Source organism: Bacillus sp. UNCCL81, from assembly GCF_900112535.1.
GTDB lineage: Bacteria > Bacillota > Bacilli > Bacillales > Bacillaceae_G > Gottfriedia > Gottfriedia luciferensis_B.
In genome coordinates, this window is the sequence record NZ_FOMF01000002.1 from 997,995 (window position 1) to 1,016,945 (window position 18,951).

The following is an 18,951-nucleotide window of genomic DNA, read 5'->3' on the forward strand; positions in this document are numbered from 1 at the left end:
CTGTCATTTAATTTGAATTAACTTTTTATTGTAGAGAAGTTTTTTTCTGTAGCATGTTTTTTTAATTCTAATCTTGCTAACTGCGCTCGATGTACTTCATCTGGACCATCAGCTAATCTTAACGTTCTGGCATTTGCCCATTGAGCTGCTAACGTATAATCATTAGATACACCCGCAGCTCCAAAGGCTTGAATAGCGCGGTCAATTACTCGTAAAGCCATTGAAGGAGCGACGACTTTTATCATAGCAATTTCTGCTTTCGCCTCTTTATTACCAACTGTGTCCATCATATATGCGGCCTTTAAGGTTAGTAATCTAGCTTGCTCAATTTCTATTCTTGAATTTGCAATCCATTCTTGAACTACGCCTTGATTTGCAATTGGCTTACCAAATGCTGCTCGATTTTGAACACGCTTACACATTTCTTCGAGTGCTCGTTCGGCAGCACCAATCAATCTCATACAATGGTGAATACGACCTGGACCAAGTCTACCTTGTGCAATTGCAAATCCTTTCCCTTCTCCCCATAAAATATTACTTGCAGGAACTTTTACATTTGTAAATGTAATTTCTGCATGTCCATGAGGCGCATGATCATAACCGAAAACAGGTAATACCCTTTCAATTTTCACCCCAGGTGTATTTAACGGAACTAGAATCATAGATTGCTGTTCATACTTAGGTGCATCTGGGTTCGTTTTGCCCATAAATATTGCAATTTTACATCTAGGATCCCCTGCTCCTGATGACCACCATTTTCGACCATTGATGATATAAAAATCACCTTCTTTTTTGATACTCGCTTCAATATTTGTTGCATCAGAAGAAGCGACCTCAGGCTCAGTCATTGAAAAACATGAGCGAATTTCACCATTTAAAAGTGGTACTAACCAGTTTTCCTTTTGCTCTTTCGTACCATATCTTTCTAAAACTTCCATATTACCTGTATCTGGTGCACTACAATTAAACACTTCTGGTCCAATCATAGATCGTCCCATAATTTCGCATAATGGAGCGTATTCTAAATTCGTTAAACCTGCTCCAAGGTCACTTTCAGGTAAAAATAAATTCCATAATCCTGCTTGTTTTGCTTTTTGTTTTAATTCTTCCATAATCGGAGGTACATCACTCCACCGAGTTTCTTGTGCATTTAACTGCTGTTCAAATATTTGCTCATTAGGATAAACATACGTTTCCATAAATTTTGTTAATATTAATTGAAGCTCTTTACTTTTTTGCGAATATAAAAAATCCATTCAATCATCCCTTTCACAACTAGTTTTTGCCTAACAAGTTACAGTGTTTAATAGGGTAATATTTAGATAGTTTCCTTTGAAAAATTAACATTAATTACGCTTCTACCATCTACAAATATCGGTACAACATTTAAAATACTTTTACTAGAAACAAATTTTAATTCCTCTTCAAAGCCATAACGAATTAACATTTTACCAACATTCGATTCCGCTAAAATCTCATAACATTTTTCTTTCAATCCTAAGTAAAAATAATGGGCAGATTTAGCTGCATCGGATAAATCGAAAGGATATGATTCATTAACTAAGCAATCAATAAAATAACCAACTCCATAAAAATCTTCCATATTAAATTGTCCTGACGACCCCGAACATACTAAAATAACAGACTCATCTTTGTAAGATTGTCTCAAGTGATTTGCAACTGCATTTGCATTCAAAATCGATGCAGCGTATACTCTCTTTGCATTTTGAGAATTTTTTAATGCCACTGTTCCATTCGTTGTCGATAAAACGATTGACTGATCAGAAACAATTTTCTTTAACATTAGTGGATTAGGTGATAGAAACCCTTCAATTGTATTCCCTTCATATTCCCCTATTAATAGATATTCTTTGTCCACATTTTTATTTGTGAAAAGAACTGCCTCTTGTCCATTCATTACAGGTATAACCTCTTTAGCACCAAAGGCTAATGTCGCTGTAATTGTCGAAGTAGCAAGTAATACATCAAAAACGACTACTATCTTTTCATCGTTTAGTTTTTGATCATCAATTTCTTCTTTTTTCATCAAAAGATGAAGTTTGCCCATTTACAAAACTCCTTTTTGATTATGGTGTTTCAAACTTTAAACGATCGATGTTCCACCATCAACAACCAAAACTGACCCAGTCACATAATTCGATGCTGGTGCTGCTAAAAATAAAGCTGCACCTTTTAACTCGTCTTCATTTCCAAATTTCTTAAGTGGGATAGATTCTAATATTTCATCTGTTCCGTGGGAAATAACATCTTTAGACATTTTTGTCGGGAAAAATCCAGGAGCTAATGCATTTACATAAATTCCACTTGGACCCCATTTGGCAGCTAAATCTTTTGTAAAACTGATCACTGCACCTTTACTTGCACTATAACCAACAGCATTCATTACGTTTGGATTCGTTCCAACTAAGCCAGCAATCGAAGCAATATTTATAATTTTTCCGGATTTTTGTGCTAACATGATTTTCCCTACTGCTTGAGACATTAAAAACGTACCAGTTACATTAACATTCATTACTTTATTCCATGCCTCTAAAGGCATTTCTTCAGCTGGTGCTCCCCAAGATGCACCACTATTGTTTACTAAAATATCTATTCGGCCAAATTTCTCTTTCGTTTCGTTAACTACTGTTTGGACATCCTCTTTGTTTGTTACATCACACTTCAATGCGATAGATTCTACACCTAAACTTTTCAATTCTTCACTAATTTCATGGCATGCTTCTACATTTCGAGAACAAAGTACAACATTTGCACCTGCTTCAGCGAATCCTTTCGCAATTTGTTCACCTAGACCTCGTCCACCACCAGTTACAATGGCTACTTTCCCTGTTAAATCAAATAACTCTTTTACGTGCATTTCAAATCCTCCTAAAATTAGTATTTATTCCATAACGGTCCTATCTTTGCACAAAACTTTCGCTTCATTTTTAAACAAACGTTTAGATACTAACCAGTCGGTATGTTTGTTAATTTGATAATACAAGAAAAATTCTGAATATTCAATATGAAATACTGTTTAAATTTTTTATGTTACTTTTTATCCATATTTACTAGATGATTTGCTTACTATTTTAGTTTTGGTTACGATTTAAAACGTCTATTTCCAGGTAAATCTAACTATAAAAAAACTTTTGAATTGTTTAAACTAATAAATTATTGACCATCCTTGATTTATACGGCTCCTTTTGTTTGTAGCTCTACAATTGGTTTAGGTAGGATTTTTATCCCACTTATTCGTTCCAATTGCAACCTACGATCAGCAAATGGAGCCGTATTTTCCATGAAGCACTATTCAAATAAATTTTTCATTATTTATTTCTCAGGAACTGTTTGAAATTCAAGTTTAGTCGGATTCATGATCGGTTGATAGTGGATTCGATGTAGTATTTGATTTTGGTTTACTGTTATACGTGAAAGTATAAAGAAGAAGAATGAGGATTAGTATACTTGCGACAATATCTTGAATGTAAAAACTCGTTTTGTGTTTAGCCCAAAGTGTTTTGCTTGAGCCCATTTTTTGTTTTGATTCATGAATGTACCGCTTTACTTCTGGATGGTTCGGATAGATTTGTTGGACTTCTTCAAATTTTGACAGTGCGTCTTTGTAATAGCCTGCCCAGTAGAAAGTTAACCCTTCTATGAACAATTTATCAGTTTGGCTTTTTGTTTCATGTACGTCCGCTTTATTGAAAACTTTTTTCAACGTGTTCACAGGTACCGCAAAATGAAATCCTTGCACTTCTTGGTCATTCACCGTATCTCCTCGGAAGGTGAGTAAGCCAATCAATTGTCCTTTGTTATTGATGATGGGTCCACCACTATTTCCATGGGTAGATGCTGCATTGATTTGAAGGACCGGGCTACCTGCTAATGTAGTTTTTGAGACCGCTGAAATTTGCCCTTTATTCATCGTGGGGATTACATAACTATGCATGGATAGCAATTCAGAATCTGCTGCAGCTGGGTAACCAATCACCCAAATATTGTCTTGATCTTGAATAGAATCACTGTTTCCAAGGGGAATAGTAGGATAGTTGGAGCCATCGATTTCTAAAAGGGCCACATCTTTTCCATGATCGGTAGGTTGTTGATACCTTTTGACGACTGCGCTAATAGGATCATCTACTGTCGGTAAGTAGACGTCGACGCCTTTTTGGTAGATTTCGTAACTAGTATACTGTTTCAAATACGCATCTGTGTATTTGTGCGTCCAATTATTTTCCGTTGCAACATCATCCACAAGAATTGAAAATGCCTCAGAAACAATATCATGATCGGACATTTGATGAGAATAAACTAGAACATGAGCGTTTGTTACAATATAGCCGTCCGAATTAATGATAGCGCCAGATCCAAAACCGTCCAGTTCAGTTTTATAATCCCATTTCTTCAATACACTCGTTACGCGTTTATCATCTAAAGTAATCGTCCATTTCACAATCGCATAATCAACAATTCGAACAACCGCTGGCTTTGTCGTTTCAGCTAATTGTTGAGGTTTGAGTATGTAAGGGGCAGATGGTTTCTTCGAAGTTAGCACAAACGATGTAGCGATTAAGATCGCCAACACGATACAAAATGGAATGGTGACGAATGCCTTTTTTTTCATTCCAAACATCCTTTCATTTGTTTTGCTTACGATCTTCTCCCAAAAGGAAGTACATACACTAAAGCAAAAAAATGACATAACGCCCTTACTCATAATTGCATATTTTATTTTCTTTATCTTTAATGCAAAAGAAAAAGCCGCATTTATGCAGCTTATACTCTTTTACTATTGTATGGTAATTAAATAAGAAAAAGATTTAATTATTGAAAATTTCTTCGCCAAAGAAAATCAACAATAACTTCTACCTCTTTAAAAATACGATAATTAATATGTTATTTTTAAGGGACTGTTATTAAATCTACATTTATTAACCATTTATCAATTGCGGATTTAGGATAGTAGAACTCAGATCCAATTTTTATATGAGGAAGTTCACTTGAATAACCACCGTCTCCATCGTATAACTCAGTTAGTTTTTTAATTTCTTCTTTACTTAATCCTAAATAATCAACTAATTCCGTCTGTGTTAATAGTTGATGCTGCTCAGCACGACTCGTTGTAGCTTTTGAACCAATTCCATTAGAAATCTTCCAACTTCCAATTACGATACATACCCCTAAAAGAAATATTGATATAGCTATACTATAATTTTTCATTTATTCACCTCTGTTGGTTTAATTCAACAGAGGTGAACATTACCCTTTTTTAATAAGTGATTTCATATTAAAACCATTGGTCTAAGGTTTATAAAATATTATTCTTCCTTTTCACATAACGGCAAAACAGTAGAATTTTTAATTTCTCTTAAAGCTAAACTTGTTTGAATTCTTGTAATTCCGAACTGATTTAACTTACGAATAAAGCTCTCCAATTCTTTTCGTTCTCTGTTGGCAACTTTCAATAGATAGTCATACTCCCCAGTTAATAAGTGGCACTCTAAAACTTGAGGCATGGATTTTAATTGTTTCTCTAACACTTCTAATTTATCGGCTTGGTGGATGTTTGTATTGATAAAAATAAAACAAAGTAAATCAAAACCTAGCTTTTCTTGATTTAAGATTGCAACTTGCCGATCGATATATCCTTCATTTTCTAATCGTTTAACTCTTGCATGTGTAGCTGGTGGCGACAAATTTACATGTCGCGCTAGTTCCGTATTGCTTATTTGGCTTTCCTTTTGTAACTTATCTAAAATTTTAAGATCTACTTCATCTAACACTTTATTTCCTTGGTATTCCACTAATATCTACTCCCTTTCAATTATTCGGCAAATGGTTTGGATCTCACACTTAAAATGAATTATATTCTTTAAAATGATACATTTAATTAAAATTATTTTGTATTTATAACATTATACAAAATAATCTACGGTAAAATAAACAATTATGTTAAACTATTTAAAAAATAGTAAGAAATCACTGTGTAAAATCGTTTTTAAACTTAAAGAACAGTGAACTAGGGGGTTTAGATATGCCAATCTTATATATACTGTTGTTATTATTAACAAGTTTGTTATGGGGAGGAAATTTTGTCGTTGGAAAATCCCTTGTTGGTCATGCTTCTCCAATGACCTTGACGACTCTAAGATGGGGAATTGCTATTATCGTATTATTACCAATAGTATGGTGGAAAGAAAAAAAGATTTTACCTCCACGTAAAGCTATTCTTCCACTTTTCATGATGGGAGTAACAGGTGTTGTTCTTTTTAATCTTTTTCAATTTATGGCATTAGAAAAGACATCCGCAACGAATGTTGGATTAATTTCAACCCTAAATACAATTTCCATTGCTTTATTTTCATCTTTATTTTTAAAAGAAAGACTGAACTTTTTACAAATATTTTCGATGATTATTTCTTTCTTTGGTGTAATTCTTGTGCTTTCAAAAGGAGATATGAATCTACTATTCTCAATGAAATTGAATTTAGGTGATTTATGGATGGTCATTGCCGTATGCATATGGGGGATCTATTCGGTTTGTAGTAGATGGGCAACAAAACATATATCACCAATGATGTCTACACTATATTCAGGCATATTTGGACTCCTTGTAGTCATCCCTTTTAATCTCACAGATTTTACTCTTGTAAAAATAAATGGCTCATTTATTTTCTCAATTTTATATACTGGGATTATTTCAACTGTCTTATGTATGCTCTTTTGGAATATTGGTGTCCAAAAAATTGGAGCCACTTCAGCAGGTATTTTCCTAAACTTCAATCCTATTTTCACAGCCATTTTGGCGTTTTTCCTATTAAATGAAAAAATGACATGGGTTCAAGTACTTGGAAGCATTATTGTAATACTTGGTAGTTTCTTATTCACACACTTTAAAACAAATGGAACGTCTAAAAGCAAAAGGATTGTAAAGAAAGCAATGAAATCTCCAGCATAAAGTCTTATTAGATGTAGGGTAGTTGAATTAACAAATATTATTAAAGCCTGTATCAAAGATTACTTGGCAATCTTTGATACAGGCTTTTTATTCTTGTTTTCTCAAATTTTTTTAGACTTTCATTCTTTAAAATTATCATTTCTCTTTCTAGATCGACCCAACTCCTCAAAGGACAATCATAAACTCTCCTTAATCTAAATAAGACATATACTCATATGCTGTTGTTCCGTATACGCTCTTAAAATGTTTATTTAAATGGGTTAAATCTACAAAGCCACAATCTGATACTGCTGAATAAATATCTCTATTTTTTTCGATCAACTGCTTTGCGCGTTCAATCTTACAGTTAAGAAAGTATTGATAGGGTGAAATTCCGGTATGAGTTTTAAAGTATCTGATAAACTTGAATTTCGATAAATTAAGTTCATTACATATCTCATCAAGTCTAAGAACATTTTCCAAATTGGTATGAATCAAATTCTTCGCTTTTTTCATAAGCGCGTTATCTTTTTTATAATTTAATGAAAGATTAGTTCTAATTAGGCGATCTGTAAGAGATACTAATAATTCACTACAAAATGCCTCATCTTTACCACTTAAAATAGCTTTAGAAAGACTTAATATTTTTTGCTCAAGAATTTGATCGTACACTATAGGAGTTGAAAAACGAACTAAGTCCTTGTTCCCATTCACTTCTAAGAGCAATTGCGGATCAATATATAGCATGACATAATCAATGCCAGACTTATCATGTGCCATTCCATCATGTGCTTGTTCTGGATTAAAAAGCATGACACCATTTTGATGTGATAACTGTAAACTTCCATTCAGATTATATTGTTGAATACCACGTAATGTAACACCTATTGCATACTCCTTGTGAGAGTGTTTTTTATACTTAAAATCAGTAATACTTGCTGATAACGCGGTAATTCCTGATGATTTTTATTTGAATTTTATTCAGCTTGATCCCTGTGAACACCTTTAATTACGAATTAAATATCTTGATATTCAAATAGTTAAGTAATTTGTGACTGAAGTAGTTATTAATTTAATAAAATAGCAGCCTATGGCTGCTATTTTTACTCAACTAATGTAGCGTAAGTTCAATAGGTTCTATAAAATAAGTTGCCAATGTGGCCTGCTAAAATTAATGAAGCACTTTAAACTTATCTGCTTCTAATAAAACCTTGAAATCTTGTACCTTGAAATGTGAGTTCTCCAACATCACCTTCAACAATCATTCCGTATTCAGTGTCCTTTACCTGTAATTCTAACCGATCTCCACTTTCTACTTCGAACGTTACAAAATAATTACTATATGACGAATGTTCCCTACCACCATGTACTGCTGTTCTTTTCGTTATAGCTTTGGCATTTACATTTAATTTTGGTGAGTTATTATTTTTATTCCACTGTGTAACTCCTTTTATGATTGAGAATACTACAATGGATATAACAATTACAAAAGTGATACCAATGAATATTGGACCGAACGTAAACATAAAATCTCCGCCTTCAAACATTTTACCCCTCCTAGGATCATTTCCTTTTTTATGCTGTGAACTAACTATGATTTTTTATAGTTATAAAAATATCTTAATTTATATTTTTAAATGATTTACTTATTGATTGTAAAACCCTTCTAAGTAATCATTTCGCTTGAAGTATCTATAAGCTTCTTTATGTTTATTTTTCATTTCTCTAAGACTATCATTTAGATGATCGATTGTACTTTTAGAAAATTCTTCATTTCCTTTAGTATCACCGCTACTATAACTCATCAAATCCATTAAATAGGCATCTTTAGATGAAGTTGCACAAATAATCCATAATAAAAGCCCCTTATCAGGCGTTTTTTTAAATTTAAAATTCTCTAATACTTCATCTAGTTTCTCGATATCCTCCATCGTTTTTTGTTCCAAATCAATTACTTTATTTTTGTCATTTTTTCCTACTATTTTTTCTAGTTGATTTAAATCTGATCTTACAATTATTAGAGAAGAATTTATTTTTTCTACTTTAGTTTCATTAATTTTTGTTATTGGATATGATGAATTCGATTTAACATAAACCAAAATTCCCAATCCGATCATAATAATCATTGAAAAAATGACTATTAAATTTCTGACAAATACTTTTTTCGTAGTTTTCATGTTGAAACCTTATCCTCCATTTTTTAATGTTCCTTTAATTGTATCAACTAGTTAAGGTTTTGTATTTGGGGAATTTGGTCCTTTTTTACAATAAATTTCTAATCTGTCATTTATTTCCATAAATAATAACTTTATAGTCAATCATATTGATTCAACTAAAGCATGCTACTTAAAAACTATCAAATTAATAAATATAAGATTTACAGACACCCAATTCTCCCACTATCATAGTTTTTAGAGATATATGTATACTTTCATTCAACAATAAAGATATATAAGTGCTCTTTTTGAATATATTTATTGCTCTATTTCTTGTTTTACTCAAAAGTTAATTGGAAATTACTGAAAAACTGTATGGTACTTAGTGTATAATAGCTATGAGGTGTTTATATGAAAGCTAAAGCTAAGAGCGGTACAGGTAAGGGTACAGGTAGAGGTACAGATAAGAAGGGTTGGAATAGATGGCAAGCTAGTGCAAAAAAAGCAAAGAATGCGAAGCCATATGTTAGCAAAGGTACTAAAAATAAGGGCAATTCCAAAACAACTAATAATAATTCAAATGGCTAATTATTTTCGATAATTATTTGTTTCTTCAATATTATATGGTCTTTCATACTTTAAACCATTTTCTTTACCAAGATCCACGTTCGATATTACCCTTATTCTTTTTGGGATAGGGGTTTTTAAATTTAAAAGACATAAAAAGAGTCGGATTCTACTTTATAGATTCCGACTCTTTTTTCAACTAAGCTTTTTTAACATTAGTTGCTTGTGGTCCGCGTTGACCTTGTTCTACTTCAAACGTTACCGCTTGACCTTCGTCTAATGATTTGAATCCATCAGTTTGAATTGCTGAGAAATGTACGAATACATCATCACCATTTTCTCGCTCAATAAATCCAAATCCTTTTTCTGCATTAAACCATTTTACTTTACCATGTTCCATTTTTGTAACCTCCCAGTGTGGCTTACACACATTGTAATACCCTAATTTTACCAATATAGTTATGAATTATCAAATTTCCATCAAAAAAAAATGAAATAACTGAGTAATATGGCTAATTTAAAGTAGATTATTGTATAACTTACTCTTGCTAGCTTGTTTAAGAGAATATCCCTATTTTTTCTCTAAATTGCTTATTCTTTGCTCCAATTCCTCAATTTTTTTATTTGAAATAAACAAATTATTTGCTGCAAATAATTTTACTTTTTTAATAATGATAATCACGATATATACTACTACAATTAGAATGATCAATTGTAGTAATGTAATGATTAAACTAAAATTATCCATTAGGCACACTCCTTTTCAAACAAAAGTACATTAAATCCTTTGATGAACTAATCTGCCAGTAGTAAAATAGGAGTCGATCATCGTTATAGACTCCTTTTTTATAATCTTTGTTTCCCTGCCCAAATTCCTTGCATTTTACTCATTAATACAATTTGCCCAATATGATATGCGCCGTGCATTGCTAGATTCTTCAGTTCAAGTACTAATCATCTTTCTCCTGGAATCTGTCTATATAAATCTTCATGTTCTGATTTTGCAAGTATTTTTTCAAGTTCACGATGAGTATAAAAGTATTCCTCTTTTGTTTTTTTCAACTTTCAACCGTCTGAGTTGGTAATCGAAATGTATCTGTAATTTTTATAATTCCATTTAAGATTATAAAATCCTTTATTTATTAAACGATCCTCCCATTTACTGAAATAAAAAAACTGCAACTAAGCAGTTTATGACTTTAAACTTACGTGTAAAGGAAAAAAAAGCCGAATTCCATATTTGGAAATCGACTATAATATTAACTTGATTTAAATATTATTGAATTACAATTGGATTAACTGGAGTATTTGGCATTGCAATTCTTGTTCCATTAAAGTTTACAAATAATCCGCCTTCGCTCTTAGTTTTTTCAACAGCTGTTACTGTTGCATGTACCCATTCCCCAGCTTCAGTATCATAAACTTCACGGTTACCAGTTAAAGGATCTCCTACAACTGGTACTGTTCCTTCAGTTACTTCATTCCCAAATCCTTTTATTATAAAACCATTGATTTGATTAGCTCTACGTGCATCATAATCTACATTTGCACTAACAGATGCGTGTTTAGGAACTTCGATTTCATGTGTAACGATTTTAGGTTGTTTACCACCTGTTAAAGTTTCCCAATACTCTGTAACAACATAAGTATCTTTAACATCGTATGTAAAAGTAGTAGCACCTGCATTCTTCTGTAAAGAAGCATTGTTCCAATTAAATGCTAATTGTACATCACCTTTACCTACAAATCCTGTTCCTGTTGTTGAATCAAAATTTACTGCTGCTTGAGCACCAGATGTTGCTACACCTAAAGTTAATAACCCTGTTAATATTAAACCACCTATTGCCTTTTTCATGTAAAAAACCTCTCCCAAAGTATGAATTTATTAACATTACACGCCATAAAGCATGTACTATTAACCAGGATAATAGTACCTATTAACATTGTATACAATATTTTATTCTCAATCAAGAATTTTCTGACTATAAAATAAAACAACCTCATATCGTATATTGCCTCTTAAGTTATATTAATCATAAATTCTCTTTTTCTAGCTAAACTATACCGCCATTCTGATGAATAAGATCCTTTATAAATTTAAAATAACCACAAAGAAGCTAGTTACTACCTAAAGGATTTTTAAACAAAGTAAAGAATAAAATAAAGTAAAAGAAAATGATAGAATTGAATTTTTTACTTGAAATTTGAATTTCATCTTTAAATATAGGTATAAAGAATCGAATCGATAATCACAATGTTTGACTTTTAACTATAAAAACTTCATTCAAATTAGCTTTTAAATATTAAAAGTTGTTCTTTTTTAAGTATTCAATGAAACAATTGAATAATATTGAAAGGTCATAGGGAGGTAAAGGATGAAAGAAAATAACAAGACTCTTATATTAATAGGACTAATGATTGGAGTCATTTTCTCAGAGCTTGATGAGACAGTCGTTGCAACAGCTATGCCAACAATTATTAGGGATTTAGGAGGGTTAGCGCTTTACGGCTGGGTTGGTGGAGTTTACATGCTTTCGATGACCTCCTTTATGGCAATACTCGGCAAACTTGCGGATTTATATGGTCGAAAGAAAATATATTTATTTAGTATGGGATTATTTATGGCTGGGTCAATTATTAGTGGTACTGCTCATTCTATGGAAGTCCTTTTAATTGGTCGTGGAATTCAAGGGATTGGTGCCGGTGGGTTAATGCCACTTGCGATGGTCATTTTCGGAGACAGTTTCCCAGTTGAACAGCGTGCTAAGCTTCAAGGTATTTTCGGAGCTGTCATGTTTATACCTCAGCTACTTGGACCGCTCATTGGAGGATATTTTGTACAGCATATTTCATGGCACTGGATCTTCTTAGTAAATATTCCAGTTGGCGTTTTAGCTGCAATTTTATTAGCAATAGGACTAAATGAAACGAGAGTTGATAAAAAAATCAATATCGACTGGTTTGGTGGGATTTTACTAGTTATCACGTTAATCAGCTATCTGCTTACGCCTGTACTTCATCAAACAGAAGGATATGCATGGAGTGATCCTAAAATAATTAGTTTACTAATTTTAGGAACCATTTTACTTGGATTATTTATATTTGTAGAGTCAAAAGCAAAAGAACCAATTATCCCTTTACACTTATTTAAAAATAGAAACTTTGTTGTCATTTCGGCTCTAGTATTTGTTTTTGTCCTTGCGATCATGGGGTCACTTTCATCATTCCCATTCTTCTCGCAAAATGTACTCGGTTTAACACCTACTGAATCTGGCTATTTAAATTTACCAATTATGGTTGGTGCAATGGGTGCAAGTGTAATTGCTGGGCGAGTAATGAATAGATTCTCTTATCGAAATATTTACGGTGTTTCATTTATTATACCAATGATTGGTTTCTATTTACTTACAAGTATTACGGCCCACACTTCAATAATGACATTCGTTATTTATTTCATTATTCTTGGACTTGGATTCGGTGCACTATTTAACAATGCATTAATTGTTCAAGAATCAGTTGAAAAGGAAAATGTAGGGATTGCTCAATCTGCCGTCATGTTATTTCAATCCATTGGTATGACGATTGGCTTTAGTTTATTTGGTTCTCTATTAGCTTCTAAAATTACATCAGGGATGAAATCACTAGCTGGAAGTCTTTCCGTAGATCAATTGCTACAATTAAAAAATGTACAAAATGGTATGATTCCATCTAATCTTGATCCTAATTTACTTGAAAAAGTAAAAACAGTCTTTACTCATGCATTCCAGGATTTATATTGGGTATCTTTCGTACTTGCCATATTAACATTTTTAATTTGTTGGGGTCTGAAAAAGGAAATTTTAATAAAGAAAGATGAAGCAAGTGAAGTAAAAGAAGTAAATTCTATTTAATTAAAAGAACCATTCCAATTTTTTTGGAATGGTTTTACTTTTTTTAACCGAAATTACTTGTTAGTTAGATGCTTAATTACATCTTCTAAAGATTTTTCTGCCATTGATGATAATCTTAAACTATGATTCTCAAACTCTAAATGTGAAGTAACTTGATTCGGAACAATTACACAGTGTAAACCTGCTTTCCTTGCAGCGATTAATCCATTTAACGAATCTTCAAATGCGACAGCCTCTGATGCTTGAACCCCGATTTCCTCAATTGCTTTTAAATATAGCTCCGGATCAGGTTTAACTTTCTTTACATCATCTTTTGTCTTAATTACTGAAAAGTATTCATAAATATTTAATTTTTTTAAGAAGCTTTCTACCCACTCTCTTGAGGAGCTAGAAGCCAAAGCTATTTTTAATCCAGTATTTTTTGCTGAAATTAAATAGTCTTCTACACTTTCTCTAAGTGCCGGCTCGAGTAGTTTCTCATCAACTAGTTCTTTAGCCATTTGTTCAATCAGTTCTTTTTCAATTGGTTCTTTTAAATTTGTATTGATAAAATCGAATAAAATTTCATCACTTGTTCCTACAACTTCTGAAAACTTTTGAAGAGTTAACTCCACTTCATACCTTTGTAGTACTTCCTTATATGCTTCGAACCATACAGACTCAGTATCGACAATTAAACCATCAAAATCAAATATTACAGCTTTAATCATTCCATTTCTCCTTTTCCTTAATTAGACAGATTTACTATATTATGGTTATCTCAGTTTACTATTTTTCGTTTTATTTTTGCCAATCAGGTTTAATGAGAGAAAATACGTTTAAATCATGAGACTGATTCCCTTGAACTAAATAGCCTCTCAGTAATCCTTCTTTTTGAAATCCTAACTTCTCAACTAAAGTAGCTGAAGCAGTATTATCTGGAAAAATATTAGCTCCAATTCGATAGATTCCTAGCTTATTAAAGCAGTATGATGTAATTTCCTTTATTGCTTCTGACATATATCCTTTTCGCCAATATTTAGGTAATAAATCATATCCAATTTCCGTTCTTCTTGCATGTAAGACTAAATTATTTAAACCAATTGTCCCGATTAATTTTTTTGATTCTTTTTCAACTATTCCAAAACGAATCCCTTGTTGATTTTCAAATCTAGTTTGAAAGGAATCGATCATTTTAACCGCTTGATCTTTTTCAGTAAAAGGGTCCATACCATAGTATTTAATTACCTCTTCATTTGAAAAGATGGAAAAAATCTCATCTACATTTTTTTGTGTAATTTGCACTAAAGATAATCTTTCTGTTTCTAAAATTGGAAAATCCATCATGTTACCCCTTTCTTCTCTGTCGAACAATTTCATAAACTCAGTTTGATTACTTGAAGTACCTTATTTTACCATAATCATGATTTAATTTTCTTAATTTTTATTTGATTTATTTCTGATTCATTTATACCTAATTCCTCATGAAAAACATTTTGTACAATCGTATCCTTTTTTTGTGTTATCCAAAATTTGGGAATAATCCATTTTCACAGAAATAGAAATAAATAGACTCATTTCATTCATAAGGGAGAACATTTACATGAATAATCAATTAAAAGTGAATCCACAGCAATTTTACAAAGACCCATATTCGTATTTTAGTAACGCTAGAAAAATAAGTCCTATGCTTTATACGGAGCTATTTCAGAGAACTGGATGGCTAGTAACAGGCTATAGAGAAGCAGAAATCATGCTAAAAGACCCCCGTTTTATAAAAGAGGCAACCAAAGTCACTCCACCTGAAAAAATACCTGAAAGTGTTATGCCTGCTATTGCAATAAATCGAAAAATGATTTTATTTCGAGATGCTCCTGATCATACAAGATTAAGAAACCTCGTGAACAAAGCCTTTTCTCCAAGAATGGTTGAAAATTTACGAACTTCGGTAAATGAAATTGCTGATTATTTATTAGCAAATATGAAGGGAAAATTTACCCACGAACTAATACATGATTTTTCATATTTATTACCTGTCTTTGTCATAACTGATCTATTAGGTGTTCCTAAAGAAGATCGGGATTTATTTCGTAATTGGTCAGAGGCATTTATTAAATTTATTGATTTTAATACGACTATGGAAGATTTAGAATTAGTATCAAAGGATATTATTGATGCTTCTAATTATTTCAGAAATCTTATATCTTTAAGGAGAATAGAACCTAAAGAGGATTTAATTAGTAATTTAATCATAGCAGAGGAATTTGGTGATAAATTAAGTGAAGATGAAATGATCGCAAGTTGTCTTCTTTTATTAATAGCGGGTCATGAAACTACTGTTAATTTAATCACGAATGGATATTATTTATTATTAAAACATCCTGAGCAATTTGAGCTTTTAAAAAATGATTTAACGTTAATTCCTTCAGCAATTGAAGAAATATTAAGATACGAATCACCCGTTATTTTTACATCTAGGTGGGCTAGAGAAGATTTTGAGTTCGCTGGAAATGCGATTAAAAAAGGCGATTACTTTATGGTTTCCTTAGGCGGCGCCAATTACGATCCAAACGTCACTACTAATCCTGAAACATTTGATATTACTCGAAAAAATATAAAACATTTATCCTTTTCATCCGGCCCGCATTTCTGCTTAGGTGCCCCCCTTGCTAGATTAGAAGGACAAATTGCAATTGAAAAACTGATTAGACATTTAGTTAATCCAGTTCTAATTGAGGAGCCAACTCGCCGTAAAAATGTTGCTTTTCGTGGGTTTGAAAGCTTGAAGATTCAGGCAAGTATACAATGAAGTTTCTAGCAAATTGTGTACTTTTCAGGATAGAAATTTAATTTTAAAATTCTAGCTGTAGTATTCGAAAATAAAACAATTTATAACATAACAAAGAGCATCGAGATTTCGATGCTCTTTACTGTTCCAAATCCTTCATTATAAGGGACCAAAAAAATAAAGTTCTAAATGAAATCACAATTGACTTATTTGTAATAAAATATTTAAACCTTTTTTTAAATCTTCCAACGAAGCGTAGGCATAGGAAAGACGAATATGATGTAAATCTCTTGGTTCGTAAATATAACCTGGATTGATCAATATATTTTCTTTAAGTAATTTTAAAAATAAAGTCTTATTTACTATTGGATTATGAAATCTGAGCCATATATAGAAACCACCTTCAGACTTTTTCCATGAAGCTATCTTTTTAAATTTCTTTTCTAAAATTTCTTCTACGTATATAGCTCGTTTTTGCAATTGATCACGAAGATTAACAAGATGCTTTTCGTAGAGACCGTTTGAGATCCAGTGTGATACGATTTCTTGCGAAAAGGCACTTGAACCATAATCCGTTTGCATTTTTATATCAGCTAATCGTTCAATAACAGGTGAAGGTGCAACAACCCAACCAATTCTTAACCCTGGACTTAGTGTTTTGGAAACACTTCCTATATAAAGAACTTGTCCTAAAGTATCAAACGATTTGATAGCTGGTGAAGATGTTTCAAAAAGCAATTCGTGATACACATCATCTTCAATAATCGGAATTTGTAGTTCTTTACATGTATTAAATAGATTTTGCTTTTCTTCCAACGACCAATTATAGCCCGTTGGATTGTTTAGTGTTGGAACACAGTAGAATAATGATTGCCTCTTCCCTTTATGTGCTCGTAAATTATCTTTTAATTGATGTTCCCTTGAAATTGAAAACATTCGCATACCATTAGATTGAAAGGGATGTACTGAATTTAAATACGAAAATTGTTCTTGAAAAATAATGGATCCCTCTTCCAATAATCCAACTGCTATTAATTGAAGTGCTTGAAGTGCACCCGAAACAATTAAAATGTTCTCTGGTGCTGATTCAATACCACGTTTTTTTAAATAATTACATAAAATTCCTCGGAGCTTTTCACTTCCTTGCGGAGATGAATAACCAATTGCTTTTGAATCAATTGAAATCTTTCTTAACGAATCTTCTATTTCCTTAGTTGGTAGTAATTCAGGTGATAATTCACCTGTTCCAAGACGTATGATATGATCTATTTGCTCATATTCATTTATGAGTTGAATCGTATGGTAGTTTGGTTTATGAATACTTGATTCAATATGTCTGTGCCAATTCGGTTGATTTTTGCTCAAAAGTACGTTCCAAGAATTGTTAGCCACATATACCCCTGAACCCATTTTTGATTCGATCAAACCATCTGCCCTTAATTCATCAAGTGCAAGTTGTACGGTACTGCGGTTCACATTAAATTGCGTTGCTAATTGACGCTGGGTAGGAATCTTAGTGCCAACAGACCAATCTCCTCGTTCAATACGAGTTTTTATCCAATCTATAATTTGCTCTTGCACAGTCAAATGAGAATCACGATTTGGTTTCCATTTCATCTAACTCCCCCTAAATTGGGTGGATATAAAACCATCCAATTGGTTGTTTTCTTTTAGTTTTATCATAGTACGATTGTAATTGAAAGGGAGTTGATTTGATGGAAGCTATTATTCATGGTCTAGTCTTAGCATTCGGACTTATTTTACCTTTAGGGGTACAGAATGTATTTGTATTTTCACAAGGTGCCACACAGCCAAAACTAATTCGAGCACTTCCAGCGACTTTTACTGCTGCTGTATGCGATACTTTTTTAATTCTTTTAGCTGTTTTTGGACTTTCCACGATCGTTCTACAATTTGAATGGCTAAGAATTAGCTTGATGATTGCTGGTATTTTGTTTTTAGTATACATGGGGTATGTTATTTGGAAATCTAAACCGGTAGTAAATGAATCGAATAATGCATTACCTAGCCGACAGCAAATCATTTTTGCCTTATCAGTTTCCTTATTAAACCCCCATGCAATCTTAGATACAATAGGTGTAATTGGAACAAGTGCATTAAAATATGTCGGAAAGGAACAAGTTTTCTTTACGATTGCATGTATTACAGTATCTTGGATTTGGTTTTTTGGATTAACAGTTGCGGGCTCAATCATGAAGAAGGTAGACAGTACAGGAGGTTTAATGAAAATATTCAACAAATTCTCCGCCTTGTTTATTTGGGGAACTAGCATTTATCTTTTAATTGGATTAACTTAATGTAGACTAGAGGATGATCTTGAAGATCATCCTTTTTTCATAGTTCAACTTAGGCTTAGAGTAGTTGCTAAACCGATTATCAAAATTATCTTCTTTCAATAGGTTTAGCAAAAATAATAGATACTAAAAATCCAACAAATCCACCGGCAATAGAACCGGCAAATGCTGAGTTAATTTCGCCATGAAATAAGAATACTCTAACTAAAAAATACGATATTGCAAAAGAAAATGCGTATATCAAATATATATAAATGCTCTTTTTAGAAATCATCTAACCCTCTCCTTAAATCACTCTACACTAATTAATTCA

21 protein-coding genes are annotated in these 18,951 nt (G+C 32.3%); 5 read left to right on the forward strand and 16 right to left on the reverse strand.

Translation table 11 applies throughout. The features are described from left to right. Window positions 1-17 precede the first annotated feature (17 nt). The 6 genes from BM319_RS04925 to BM319_RS04950 all read right to left on the reverse strand — a co-directional run bounded on the left by BM319_RS04925 (window position 18) and on the right by BM319_RS04950 (window position 5,810). Window positions 18-1,256, reverse strand: a complete 1,239-nt coding sequence (locus BM319_RS04925; protein WP_069032411.1) for an acyl-CoA dehydrogenase family protein — start codon at window positions 1,254-1,256, stop codon at window positions 18-20. A gap of 62 nt (window positions 1,257-1,318) precedes the next feature. Further along, window positions 1,319-2,068 carry a 2-phosphosulfolactate phosphatase gene (locus tag BM319_RS04930; RefSeq protein ID WP_069032410.1) on the reverse strand — a complete coding sequence of 250 codons (750 nt, stop codon included), beginning with the start codon at window positions 2,066-2,068 and terminating at the stop codon, window positions 1,319-1,321. 36 nt (window positions 2,069-2,104) lie between these two features. Continuing rightward, on the reverse strand, window positions 2,105-2,878 hold the full coding sequence (locus BM319_RS04935; RefSeq protein WP_069032409.1) for an SDR family oxidoreductase: 774 nt from the start codon (window positions 2,876-2,878) through the stop codon (window positions 2,105-2,107). A 486-nt stretch (window positions 2,879-3,364) separates the two neighbouring features. Next, window positions 3,365-4,708, reverse strand: a complete 1,344-nt coding sequence (locus BM319_RS04940) for a S1C family serine protease (RefSeq protein ID WP_175403442.1) — start codon at window positions 4,706-4,708, stop codon at window positions 3,365-3,367. A gap of 200 nt (window positions 4,709-4,908) precedes the next feature. Further along, on the reverse strand, window positions 4,909-5,226 hold the full coding sequence (locus tag BM319_RS04945; RefSeq protein WP_069032407.1) for a helix-turn-helix domain-containing protein: 318 nt from the start codon (window positions 5,224-5,226) through the stop codon (window positions 4,909-4,911). 98 nt (window positions 5,227-5,324) lie between these two features. Continuing rightward, window positions 5,325-5,810, reverse strand: a complete 486-nt coding sequence (locus BM319_RS04950) for an Lrp/AsnC family transcriptional regulator (RefSeq protein WP_069032406.1) — start codon at window positions 5,808-5,810, stop codon at window positions 5,325-5,327. Between the two features lie 230 nt (window positions 5,811-6,040). Here BM319_RS04950 and BM319_RS04955 point away from each other — a divergent pair, with 230 nt between their 5' ends. Next, the gene (locus tag BM319_RS04955) at window positions 6,041-6,964 is read left to right on the forward strand and encodes a DMT family transporter (RefSeq protein WP_069032405.1); all 924 of its coding nucleotides are present in this window, start codon (window positions 6,041-6,043) and stop codon (window positions 6,962-6,964) included. A gap of 189 nt (window positions 6,965-7,153) precedes the next feature. Here the strand turns inward: BM319_RS04955 and BM319_RS04960 are convergent, their stop codons facing one another. The 3 genes from BM319_RS04960 to BM319_RS04970 all read right to left on the reverse strand — a co-directional run bounded on the left by BM319_RS04960 (window position 7,154) and on the right by BM319_RS04970 (window position 9,120). After that, window positions 7,154-7,897, reverse strand: a complete 744-nt coding sequence (locus BM319_RS04960; protein WP_091021444.1) for a helix-turn-helix domain-containing protein — start codon at window positions 7,895-7,897, stop codon at window positions 7,154-7,156. A 236-nt stretch (window positions 7,898-8,133) separates the two neighbouring features. Next, complete coding sequence (locus BM319_RS04965; protein ID WP_069032404.1) at window positions 8,134-8,490, reverse strand: DUF2500 domain-containing protein; 357 nt, start codon at window positions 8,488-8,490, stop codon at window positions 8,134-8,136. Between the two features lie 99 nt (window positions 8,491-8,589). Next, window positions 8,590-9,120: a hypothetical protein gene (locus BM319_RS04970; protein ID WP_069032403.1), complete on the reverse strand. Its 531-nt coding sequence runs from the start codon at window positions 9,118-9,120 to the stop codon at window positions 8,590-8,592. Between the two features lie 390 nt (window positions 9,121-9,510). Here BM319_RS04970 and BM319_RS04975 point away from each other — a divergent pair, with 390 nt between their 5' ends. Continuing rightward, window positions 9,511-9,687 (forward strand): DUF3934 family protein, encoded by a 177-nt coding sequence (locus BM319_RS04975; RefSeq protein ID WP_084006746.1) that lies wholly within the window; start codon window positions 9,511-9,513, stop codon window positions 9,685-9,687. Window positions 9,688-9,865: 178 nt separating this feature from the next. Here BM319_RS04975 and BM319_RS04980 read toward each other — a convergent pair whose 3' ends face one another. From BM319_RS04980 to BM319_RS04990, 3 genes are all read right to left on the reverse strand, one after another. Then, window positions 9,866-10,066, reverse strand: a complete 201-nt coding sequence (locus tag BM319_RS04980) for a cold-shock protein (protein ID WP_069032402.1) — start codon at window positions 10,064-10,066, stop codon at window positions 9,866-9,868. A 171-nt stretch (window positions 10,067-10,237) separates the two neighbouring features. Further along, window positions 10,238-10,414, reverse strand: coding sequence for a hypothetical protein (locus BM319_RS24565; protein WP_175403441.1), 177 nt, complete (start codon window positions 10,412-10,414; stop codon window positions 10,238-10,240). Window positions 10,415-10,942: 528 nt separating this feature from the next. Next, a complete protein-coding gene (locus tag BM319_RS04990; protein ID WP_091021446.1) occupies window positions 10,943-11,521 on the reverse strand; it encodes a hypothetical protein in 579 nt (192 codons plus the stop codon). A gap of 520 nt (window positions 11,522-12,041) precedes the next feature. Here BM319_RS04990 and BM319_RS04995 point away from each other — a divergent pair. Continuing rightward, window positions 12,042-13,556: an MDR family MFS transporter gene (locus BM319_RS04995; RefSeq protein WP_069032400.1), complete on the forward strand. Its 1,515-nt coding sequence runs from the start codon at window positions 12,042-12,044 to the stop codon at window positions 13,554-13,556. Between the two features lie 53 nt (window positions 13,557-13,609). Here the strand turns inward: BM319_RS04995 and BM319_RS05000 are convergent, their stop codons facing one another. Beyond that, window positions 13,610-14,266, reverse strand: coding sequence for an HAD family hydrolase (locus BM319_RS05000; protein ID WP_069032399.1), 657 nt, complete (start codon window positions 14,264-14,266; stop codon window positions 13,610-13,612). Between the two features lie 70 nt (window positions 14,267-14,336). Beyond that, window positions 14,337-14,879 (reverse strand): GNAT family N-acetyltransferase, encoded by a 543-nt coding sequence (locus tag BM319_RS05005; RefSeq protein WP_069032398.1) that lies wholly within the window; start codon window positions 14,877-14,879, stop codon window positions 14,337-14,339. 259 nt (window positions 14,880-15,138) lie between these two features. Here BM319_RS05005 and BM319_RS05010 point away from each other — a divergent pair, with 259 nt between their 5' ends. After that, complete coding sequence (locus BM319_RS05010; RefSeq protein WP_091021448.1) at window positions 15,139-16,344, forward strand: cytochrome P450; 1,206 nt, start codon at window positions 15,139-15,141, stop codon at window positions 16,342-16,344. Window positions 16,345-16,518: 174 nt separating this feature from the next. Here BM319_RS05010 and BM319_RS05015 read toward each other — a convergent pair whose 3' ends face one another. Beyond that, the gene (locus BM319_RS05015; protein WP_069032396.1) at window positions 16,519-17,940 is read right to left on the reverse strand and encodes an aminotransferase-like domain-containing protein; all 1,422 of its coding nucleotides are present in this window, start codon (window positions 17,938-17,940) and stop codon (window positions 16,519-16,521) included. Window positions 17,941-18,038: 98 nt separating this feature from the next. Here BM319_RS05015 and BM319_RS05020 point away from each other — a divergent pair, with 98 nt between their 5' ends. Then, on the forward strand, window positions 18,039-18,641 hold the full coding sequence (locus tag BM319_RS05020) for a LysE/ArgO family amino acid transporter (RefSeq protein ID WP_069032395.1): 603 nt from the start codon (window positions 18,039-18,041) through the stop codon (window positions 18,639-18,641). Between the two features lie 85 nt (window positions 18,642-18,726). On the opposite strand, the gene BM319_RS05025 is transcribed toward BM319_RS05020, so the two are convergent. Next, window positions 18,727-18,912 (reverse strand): hypothetical protein, encoded by a 186-nt coding sequence (locus BM319_RS05025; RefSeq protein WP_069032394.1) that lies wholly within the window; start codon window positions 18,910-18,912, stop codon window positions 18,727-18,729. Window positions 18,913-18,951: the final 39 nt, after the last annotated feature.